The 8,585-nt window shown below is 72.1% G+C and carries 9 protein-coding genes; 4 read left to right on the top strand and 5 right to left on the bottom strand.

Annotated features, from left to right (window positions below; translation table 11 throughout):
• Positions 1–318 precede the first annotated feature (318 nt).
• The 3 genes from P409_RS18995 to P409_RS18985 form a co-directional block, all read right to left on the bottom strand.
• A complete protein-coding gene (locus P409_RS18995; RefSeq protein WP_052120930.1) occupies positions 319–693 on the bottom strand; it encodes a c-type cytochrome in 375 nt (124 codons plus the stop codon).
• 65 nt (positions 694–758) lie between these two features.
• A complete protein-coding gene (locus P409_RS18990) occupies positions 759–2,924 on the bottom strand; it encodes a xanthine dehydrogenase family protein molybdopterin-binding subunit (protein ID WP_034841462.1) in 2,166 nt (721 codons plus the stop codon).
• A gap of 14 nt (positions 2,925–2,938) precedes the next feature.
• Positions 2,939–3,391 carry a (2Fe-2S)-binding protein gene (locus P409_RS18985; protein WP_034841459.1) on the bottom strand — a complete coding sequence of 151 codons (453 nt, stop codon included), beginning with the start codon at positions 3,389–3,391 and terminating at the stop codon, positions 2,939–2,941.
• A gap of 253 nt (positions 3,392–3,644) precedes the next feature.
• Between P409_RS18985 and P409_RS18980 the strand changes: the two genes are divergently transcribed.
• The 3 genes from P409_RS18980 to P409_RS18970 are packed head-to-tail and all read left to right on the top strand — an operon-like array spanning position 3,645 to position 5,843.
• Positions 3,645–4,064 (top strand): hypothetical protein, encoded by a 420-nt coding sequence (locus P409_RS18980; protein ID WP_034841456.1) that lies wholly within the window; start codon positions 3,645–3,647, stop codon positions 4,062–4,064.
• Between the two features lie 7 nt (positions 4,065–4,071).
• On the top strand, positions 4,072–5,019 hold the full coding sequence (locus tag P409_RS18975) for a diacylglycerol/lipid kinase family protein (protein ID WP_034841451.1): 948 nt from the start codon (positions 4,072–4,074) through the stop codon (positions 5,017–5,019).
• Positions 5,016–5,843, top strand: a complete 828-nt coding sequence (locus P409_RS18970) for a metallophosphoesterase family protein (protein ID WP_052120927.1) — start codon at positions 5,016–5,018, stop codon at positions 5,841–5,843. Before P409_RS18975 ends, P409_RS18970 begins: the two co-directional genes overlap by 4 nt.
• 16 nt (positions 5,844–5,859) lie before the next feature.
• Here the strand turns inward: P409_RS18970 and P409_RS18965 are convergent, their stop codons facing one another.
• On the bottom strand, positions 5,860–6,693 hold the full coding sequence (locus P409_RS18965) for an oxidoreductase (protein ID WP_034841447.1): 834 nt from the start codon (positions 6,691–6,693) through the stop codon (positions 5,860–5,862).
• A 109-nt stretch (positions 6,694–6,802) separates the two neighbouring features.
• Here P409_RS18965 and P409_RS18960 point away from each other — a divergent pair, with 109 nt between their 5' ends.
• Positions 6,803–7,759: a LysR family transcriptional regulator gene (locus tag P409_RS18960; RefSeq protein ID WP_034841444.1), complete on the top strand. Its 957-nt coding sequence runs from the start codon at positions 6,803–6,805 to the stop codon at positions 7,757–7,759.
• On the opposite strand, the gene P409_RS18955 is transcribed toward P409_RS18960, so the two are convergent.
• Positions 7,718–8,585, bottom strand: an 868-nt coding sequence (locus P409_RS18955; protein WP_034841440.1) for an aminotransferase-like domain-containing protein, incomplete at its 5' end; no start/stop codon positions are given. The genes P409_RS18960 and P409_RS18955 overlap by 42 nt on opposite strands.

Genomic DNA, 8,585 nt, shown 5'->3' with positions numbered 1-8,585 from the left:
GAAAAGGTCTCGCACGCGGGAGAGGTCGGAGACGCGAAGCGGCTCCGGGTGAGGGCTTTGCGGCGGCGACACCAGGATCATCGCTTCAGGACAGGACGGATCGTGCGTCTGCCCATGGCAAGATTCGTGTGCTTGGCGAGACCGCTGGCCCTCACCCGGCCATCCTTCGGATGTCCGACCTCTCCCGCAAGCGGGAGAGGCAATCTGTTCATAAGCCCGCCCTCGGTGTTCCCGATCGATGTGTAGATGCCATAACCCGCAAGGAGAGGGGGAGGATGGAAGGTCAGGCCGGGCGCAAGCGACCAATGATGACCCGGCTTACGACGCCGTCAGCGTCTTCAGATAGGCGATGAGGTCGGCGCGGTCCTGCGGGTTGCTGATCGGCGGCGCCGCCATCTTGGTGCCTGGCACCGCCTTGGCCGGGCCGGCCAGGAAGGCGTCCAGCGTCGTCTCGTCCCAGGGCTTGGCATAGGCGACCATGGCCTTGGAGAAGGTGTAGCCCGCCACCGTGCCAGCCACGCGGCCGAACACGCCGGACAGGTGCGGCCCGAGCTTGTTCTGGTCGGTCACCGTGTGGCAGGCGCTGCAGCGCGAGAACAGGGTCTGGCCCCGCGCGGCATCGCCATCGGCCAGCGCCGGGGACACGGCACCGGCGGTCAGCAGGGCCGCGAGGGCCCACTGCGTCAGCTTCATTTCTCTTCCTCTTCCTCGGGAGATGGCACCGGCGGGAGCCGTGGCCCCCGCCGGAAGCAGGTCGATCAGGACGACGTCTTCAGCGCGTCCGTGTCGAAGGGCAGGCTGCGCAGGCGCTTGCCGGTGGCGGCGAAGATCGCGTTGCCGACCGCCGGGGCGACGGCGGCCGTGGCGGTCTCCCCGATGCCGCCGGGAGCCTCGGCGCTCTTGACCAGATGGGTCTCGATCACCGGCACCTCGTCGATGCGCATCGGCAGGTAGGTGTCGAAATTCGCCTGCTCGACCCGGCCATTGGCGAAGGTGATGTTGCCGTGCAGCGCCGCGGTCAGGCCGAACAGCGCCCCGCCCTGGGTCTGCGCCTCGATCGTGTCCGGGTTCACCGCCAGGCCGCAATCGACGGCGCAGACCAGGCGATGCACCTTGATCGACCCGTCGCCCGCCACCTCGACCTCCGCCACCATCGCGACGTAGCTGCCGAAGGCGAACTGCACCATGACGCCGCGGCCATGGCCCTTCGGCATCGGCGTGCCCCAGCCGGCCTTCTCCGCCGCCAGGGTCAGCACGCCGAGGGCCCGCGGATTGTGGCCCAGCAGCGCCTTGCGGTACTCGACCGGGTCCTGCTTGGCCGCCGCCGCCAGCTCGTCGACGAAGCTCTCGACCACGAAGACATTGTGGGTCGGGCCGACGCCGCGCCACCAGGAGGTCGGCACGCCCTGCGGCTCGACCCGGACATATTCGACCCGGATCGCCGGGAAGGCGTAGGGCGGCTCGGCTGCGGCCTCGACCGCGTCGGCATCGACGCCGTCCTTGAAGCCCGCCGGGAAGTAGCGCGCCATGATCGAGGAGCCGGCGATGCGATGGGTCCAGGCCACCGGCCGCCCTTCCGCGTCCAGCCCCGCCGCGAACCGGTCGTAGTAGTACGGCCGGTACATGTCGTGCTGGATGTCCTCCTCGCGGCTGTAGACCACCTTCACCGGGCCGTCGACCTGCTTCGCCACCGCGACCGCGCGGGCGATGCCGTCGACCTCCAGCCGCCGGCCGAAGCCGCCGCCGATCAGGTGGTTGTGGACCTGCACCTTCTCCTTCGGCAGGCCGGTGACCTCCGCGGCCACGGCCTGGGCCATGGTCGGGACCTGGGTGCCGACCCAGATCTCGCAGCTGTCCTTCTGCACATGCACGGTGCAGTTCATCGGCTCCATCGCCGCATGGGCCAGGAACGGCACCTGGTAGATCGCCTCCAGCTTCTGCGCCGCGCCGGCCAGGGCCTTCTCGGTGTCGCCCTCGTTGCGGGCCACGGCGCCCGGTTTCTTCGACTCCTCCTCCAGCTGGCGGATCAGGTCGGCGCTGTTGACGCCGGCGTTCGGGCCGTCATCCCACTGGATCGCCGCGGCCTCCAGCCCCTTCTTGGCGGCGCCCATATGGTCGGCGACCACGGCCACGGATTCGTCGGTCTTGACCACCTGGCGCACGCCCTTGACCGCCAGCGCCGCGGCCTCGTCCACCGATTTCGGCTTGCCGCCGAGGACGGGAGAGATGGCGATCGCGGCGATCTTCATCCCCGGCAGCTTGGTGTCGATGCCGAATTCGGCGGTGCCGTTGACCTTGCCCGGCGAGTCCAGCCGCTTGGCCGACTTGCCGATAAGGGTGAAGTCCTTCGGGTCCTTCAGCGCCACGGTCTTCGGATCCGGCGCCGGCAGCTTCGCCGCGGCGTCGGCCAGCTCGCCATAGCCGAGCGACCGCTTGCCGTCGGTGACCTGGCCGTGCTGCGCCTTGAGGGTCGACGGGTCGACGCCCCACTGCTTGGCCGCGGCGGCGATCAGCAGCATGCGCGCCGCGGCGCCGGCCTGGCGCAGCGGCGTCCAGAAGCCACGGATCGAGGTCGACCCGCCGGTCAGCTGGGCGCCGATCAACGGATTGCCATAGAGCGCGTCGCTGGGCGGCGAATGCTCGAGCCGGACCTGGTCGAGCCCGACCTCCAGCTCCTCCGCCAGCAGCATGGCCTCGGCGGTGTAGATCCCCTGCCCCATCTCGGCCGACGGGATCACCAGCGTCACCAGGCCCTGGCGGTCGATGCGGATGAAGGCGTTGGGCGCGAAGCCGGACGCTTCGGCCGCCGCCAGAGCGGGGCGGAGCGAGAGCGGCAACGCGACGGTCAGGGCCAGCCCGCCGCCGACGGCGGCGCCGACCTTGAGGAACCCGCGGCGGCCGAGGGTGTGAGAGCCGTCAGGCATGGTCGGTCCCTCCCCTACGCCGCGGCCTTGTGGATCGCGGCGCGGATCCGCTGATAGGTGCCGCAGCGGCAGACATTGCCCGACATCGCCGCGTCGATGTCGTCGTCCGTCGGCTTCGGCGTGTCCTTCAGCAGCGCCGCCGCCGACATGATCTGGCCGGACTGGCAGTAGCCGCACTGCACCACCTCCAGCTCCAGCCACGCCTGCTGCAGCGCCGCGCCCTGCGGCGTCTGCCCGACCGCCTCGATCGTCGTGACCGCGCTGTCGCCGATGCTGTCGACCGTGGTGATGCAGGACCGCGTCGCCGCGCCGTCGACATGCACGGTGCAGGCGCCGCACAGCGCCTGGCCGCAGCCGAACTTCGTCCCGGTCATGCCGAGCACGTCGCGCAGCACCCACAACAGCGGGGTGTCGCCGTCGACATCGACCTCATGCGGTGTGCCGTTGATCTTCAACGTGAAAGCCATGGCTGCCTCTCGGTGGCTGGGGCTGATAGGACGCGGCCGGCCGACCTGGACAGCGCCGGCCGGCTGCGTGCATCGATGGGATCTGTGACAGTCTTTTGAAGCTCGGCTGCGCGACCGGCCGGCCGGAAATGGCCCGGCGCCGCGCCCGACTCCTGATTCTGGCCTGAGCTTAGAACGAAACGGGACGGAAACGCAGCGAAACATCGCGCCCTTCGACCATTGAAGAAGACGGCCCCCCGCACATGTCATCACCATGAGCCCGCTGATCCGTCTCGCGCTCGCCACCGGCCTCGCCGTGGCGGCCGCTTCCGCCATTCCCGCGCCCGCGACGGCGCAATGCATCGTCGATCCATCCCAGATCGGCAGCCCCTGTGCCGGGGGCATCGGTTCTCCGCCGCTTATTCGCGGCCAGCCCCCCGCCCCGCTGCAGATCACGCCCCCGGGGCAGCTGAACCCGCCACAGCTGGCACCGCCGCCGCGGCTGGAGGTCCCCCGGCCGCGCCGGGCGGAGAGCCTGGACCGCAAGGTGCCGGGCACGCCGCTGCTGCCGCTGCCGTCATCCGGCATGGCGCAGCGCTGCGTCACGATGTACGGCAGCTGCCCGATCCCCGGCGGCGCCATCCCCAGCACGTCCTGCACCTGCGAGGGCGGCAACACCGGCACCGCCCGCTGAGGATGGGATGCGGGTGGCGCTGGTGCTGAACGGCGCGGCGGGCGCCCTGCTGGGTCGGACGCCGGAGGCGATCGCGGCGCAGCTGGACCGGATCCTGGCCGAGGCCGGGGCCGAGGGCCGGGTGACCGTGGCCGAGGGGCCGGCACTGTGCCGGGCGTTGGATGCCGCCATGGCCTCCGACGCCGAGGCGATCCTGGTCGGCGGCGGCGACGGCACCATCATCGCCGCGGCCGAGCGGCTGCTGGTGGAGAGCCGGCATGGCGGCCCGGGATCGCCCGGGGGCCGGCCGCTCGGCATCCTGCCGCTGGGCACCGCCAACCTGCTGGCCCGCGATCTGGGCATCCCGCTGACGCCCGAGGCGGCGCTGCCGGCGCTGCTGGCCGGGACCACCCGGCGGATCGATGTCGGCCTGGTCAACGACCGGATCTTCCTGAACAGCTCGCTGCCCGGCATCGCTTCACGCATGGTGCTGCAGCGCGAACGGCTGCGGCGCGCGCCCGGGCCGCTGAAATGGCTGCGGCTGGTGCGCGCCTTCTTCCGCGGCTTCGACCGCGGGCCGCGGCTGCATGTGGTGCTGCAGGCCGATGGCCGGCCGGTGCGGCTGGTCACCCGCACCCTGGCGATCAGCAACAACCCGCTGGCCGAAGGCTTCGCCGCGATCCACCGCCGCGTCGCGCTGGATGGTGGCCTGCTGGGCGTCTACGCCGCGCGGATCCGCCGCCGATGGGATCTGTGGCGCCTGGTCGCCCGCCTCGTCGCCGGCACCTGGCAGCACGATCCGGCGACCGAGGCTCTGGCCGCGCGGCGGATCAACGTGGTCTCGCGCCGGGCCCGGCTGTGGGTCGCCAATGACGGCGAGAACCATCTCTTGGCGACGCCGCTGCGCTATCGCATCCTGCCGCGCGCGCTGACCGTGCTGGTGCCGCGCACCGAACCCGACACGCCGGTCCGATGAAGAGCATCGCCCATATCTCCGACCTGCATTTCGGCCGCACCGAGCCGGCGCTGGTCGAGGCCCTGCTGGCCGAGCTGAAGGCGCTGGCGCCCTCGGTCGTCGCCGTCTCCGGCGACCTGACCCAGGACGCGCAGAGCGCCGAATTCGCCGCCGCGCGGGATTTCCTGGACCGGCTACCCGCCCCGCACATCGTTGTGCCGGGCAACCACGACATCCCGCGGCACAACCTGCTGTCGCGCTTCACCAAGCCGTTCTCGCGCTACCGCCGCTACATCACCTCGGACACGGCGCCGCTGCTGGTCCAGGACGGGATCGCGCTGATCGGCGTCAACACCGCGCGGCGGCTGGTGGCGCATTGGAACTGGTCGCACGGGTCGATCAGCCCCGGGCAGATCGAGCGGGTGCGCGAGACGCTGCGCGCCCTGCCGCGCGGCCTGCTGAAGGTGGTGGTGGCGCACCATCCCTTTCTGCCGCCGCCCGACGCGCCGGACACCAGGCTGATCGGGCGGGCCGAGACCGCGCTGCGGGTCTTCGCCACCGCCGGCGTCGACCTGATCCTGACCGGCCACCTGCACCGGAACTTCTACGGCGAGGTCACCACCCATCACGGCCGGGTGCGGCGGCCGATCCTGGTGGCGCAGGCGGCGACCGCGACGTCCAGCCGGCGGCGCAACGAGCCGAACGCCTACAACCGCATCCTGCTGGACGGCGACCGGCTGACGCTGGAGCCGCGGCGGTGGGACGGCACGGGCTTCGTGCCCATGCCGCCGCACGGCTTCGAGAAGGTGAAGGGCCGCTGGCAGGCGCTGCCAGCGGCGGGGTGAGCGGGCCGTCCTGGAATCAGGAGGCTTCGACGGGAAAATCGGTGCCGCGGGTCACCTCCTCCCAGCGGCCGATCTCCTCGATCACTGCGTCGAGCTTCTCGCGGGCGCGGCGCAGGGCGTCGCTGCCGAGCAGCAGATGCAACGGCGGCCGGTCGGCACGGACGGCGGCGATGATCGCCCGGGCCGCCCGGTCCGGATCGCCAAGCTGCCTGCCGGCTGCGGCCGCGAAGGCGGCGGAGCTGCGGCCGACGCTGGCGGCATAGGCCGCATCCTCCGTCGGGCTGCGGCGGATCGAATGGGCGGAGAGGAAGTCGGTGCGGAAGGCGCCCGGCGCCACCGCCGTCACCGTGATGCCGAGCGGCGCGACCTCCTGCGCCAGGCTGGCCGACAGCCCTTCCAGCGCGGATTTCGCCGCAGAGTAGAGGCTGGTGCCGACCCCGGGGGCGCGGCCGGCGATCGAGGTGATGTTGACGATGTGCCCGCGCCCCTGGGCCCGCAGACGGGGCAGCGCCGCGCGGATGACGCGGAACGGGCCGAACACGTCGACCGCGAAGAGATGCGCCACCTCCGCGTCGGTCGCGGTCTCGAGCGCGCCGAGCAGGCCGTAGCCGGCATTGTTGACGATCACGTCAATCGTCCCGGCCAGGGCGAAGGCCCGCTCGACCGTTGCGGCGATGGCCTCCGGATCGGCGAGGTCGAGGGGGAGGACGTGCAGCGCGCCCGCCCCGAGGTCGAGATCGGGCGCGCCGGCCCGGACCGTGCCGATGACGGTGTCGCCCTCGGCGAGCGCCGCCTGGGCCAAAGCGAGGCCGAGGCCGCGCGAGATGCCGGTGATGAACCAAGTTGTCATGAAGGGTCTCCTGCTGGAGGCCCGGAGATGGCCATTGCCGAAGACCTTCATAATAGCCGCAGAACTGATCAACCTTGTTAGATTGGCTTAAAGATGATGCGATAGGGCCATGGACACCCTTCTCTCGGGCAGCGACTACAACCAGCTGCGGGCCTTCGTCGCCGTCGGCGAGCTGCTGAGCTTCAGCCGGGCGGCGGAGACGCTGGGCGTGTCGCCCTCGGCGCTGAGCCAGATGGTGCGCGGCTTCGAGGAGCGCGTCGGGGTCCGGCTGCTGCACCGCACCACCCGCAGCGTGGCGCTGACCGAGGCCGGCGAGACCCTGTTCCGCCGCGTGCGGCCGGTGGTCTCGGAGCTCGGCGACGCAATCGGGCAGGTGCGGCGCAGCCGCGAGCGGCCGGCGGGCACCGTCCGCATCCACGCCTTCCGCTCGGCCGCCGAAACCTATCTCGACCCGATCCTGCCCGGCTTCGCGCTCGCCTATCCCGATGTCGTGCTCGACATCACCCTCGACGACAAGGTGGTCGACATCGTCGCCGGCGGCTTCGACGCGGCGATCCGCATCGGCGAGGTGATCGAGCACGACATGGTCGCGGTGCGCCTCGGCCCCGAGATGCGCCAGATCGCGGTGGCGGCGCCGGACTACCTGGCGGCGCATGGCCGGCCGGAGCATCCGCGCGACCTGGTGCGGCACCGCTGCATCCGCTGGCGCTGGCCGGGACATGCCACGCCCTATGCCTGGGAGTTCTTCGAGGACGGCCGCTGGTTCTCCGTCGCGGTCGGCGGGCCGCTGATCGTCGACGACAAGCAGATGGCCCGGCGCGCGGCCTTGCGCGGCATCGGCATCGGCTTCGCGGTCGAGCAGGCGGTCGCCGCCGACATCGCCGCCGGCCGGCTGGTGCCCCTGCTGGAGCGATGGTCCGCGCCCTTCCCGGGCCTGTTCCTGTGCTACCCGCAGCAGCGGCAGATGGCGCCCGCGCTGCGTGCCTTCATCGACGCGGTGCGGCAGGGCGGGATGACGGCGGCGTCAGACGATCGCAGCCCCCGGCGCCCCGACGGACCAGGATAGGAGGCCGGCCAGGCGCCGCAGCGCCCGCTCCAGCCCCACCTGATCCGGCACGCCGCCGAGCGACAGCCGCACCGCGCGTGGCGGCGTGCCGGTCACGTCAAAGGCGTCGGCCGGCACCACCAGAAGCCCGGATTCCCGGGCGGCGGCGGTGAAGGCTGCGGCGCTCCAACTCTCCGGCAGGGTCAGCCAGAGATGGTTGCCATCCGGATGGGCGGCGACCGTCCCCGCGGGCAGCAGCGACGCGGCCAGGCGCTGCCGGGTGCGGTTCTCCGCCCGGATCGCCGCCGTCAGCGCGACGAGCGTGCCGTCGCCGATCCAGCGCGTGGCCAGCACGGCCGTCAGCGGCGAGGCCATCAGGCTGATCGCGCGCAGCCCGGCGGTGAGCGGCACCGCAGCCCCGGCGTCGGGCGCCGCGACATAGGCAACGCGCAGAGCCGGGCTGGCGCATTTCGACAGCGAGGCGACATGCCACGTGACGTCCTGCGCCAGGGCGGCGAGCGGCGGCGGCGGCGCCTGCGGCAGTGCGCCATAGGCATCGTCCTCGACGATGGCCACGCCGTGCCGGCGGGCAATGGCGACGATCGCCTGCCGGCGCTCGACCGGCAGCGTCGCCGTGGTCGGGCTGGCGATGGTCGGCACCAGGTAGAGCGCCTTGGGCGGCCGGTCGCGACACAGGCGCTCGAAAGCATCGGGGTCGATGCCATCGGCATCCTGCGCCAGCCCGGCCAGGCGGAGCCCGAGATGGGCGGCGATCGCCCGCACGCCGGGATAGGTCAGGCCGGCGCAGGCCAGGGTGTCGCCGCGGCCGAGCAGCAGGTCGAGCAGG

It is taken from the genome of Inquilinus limosus MP06 (genome assembly GCF_000767795.1).
GTDB lineage: Bacteria > Pseudomonadota > Alphaproteobacteria > DSM-16000 > Inquilinaceae > Inquilinus > Inquilinus limosus_E.
The sequence above is the reverse complement of the archived record's forward strand: the minus strand, read 5'-3'. Positions and strand labels throughout refer to the sequence as shown.

Excerpts from the sequence above, each read along its gene's own strand:
- P409_RS18995 (WP_052120930.1), bottom strand. The coding sequence starts at position 693 with ATGAAGCTGACGCAGTGGGCCCTCGCGGCCCTGCTGACCGCCGGTGCC.
- P409_RS18990 (WP_034841462.1), bottom strand. The coding sequence starts at position 2,924 with ATGCCTGACGGCTCTCACACCCTCGGCCGCCGCGGGTTCCTCAAGGTC.
- P409_RS18980 (WP_034841456.1), top strand. The coding sequence starts at position 3,645 with ATGAGCCCGCTGATCCGTCTCGCGCTCGCCACCGGCCTCGCCGTGGCG.
- P409_RS18960 (WP_034841444.1), top strand. The coding sequence starts at position 6,803 with ATGGACACCCTTCTCTCGGGCAGCGACTACAACCAGCTGCGGGCCTTC.
- P409_RS18975 (WP_034841451.1), top strand. The coding sequence starts at position 4,072 with ATGCGGGTGGCGCTGGTGCTGAACGGCGCGGCGGGCGCCCTGCTGGGT.
- P409_RS18970 (WP_052120927.1), top strand. The coding sequence starts at position 5,016 with ATGAAGAGCATCGCCCATATCTCCGACCTGCATTTCGGCCGCACCGAG.
- P409_RS18965 (WP_034841447.1), bottom strand. The coding sequence starts at position 6,693 with ATGACAACTTGGTTCATCACCGGCATCTCGCGCGGCCTCGGCCTCGCT.
- P409_RS18985 (WP_034841459.1), bottom strand. The coding sequence starts at position 3,391 with ATGGCTTTCACGTTGAAGATCAACGGCACACCGCATGAGGTCGATGTC.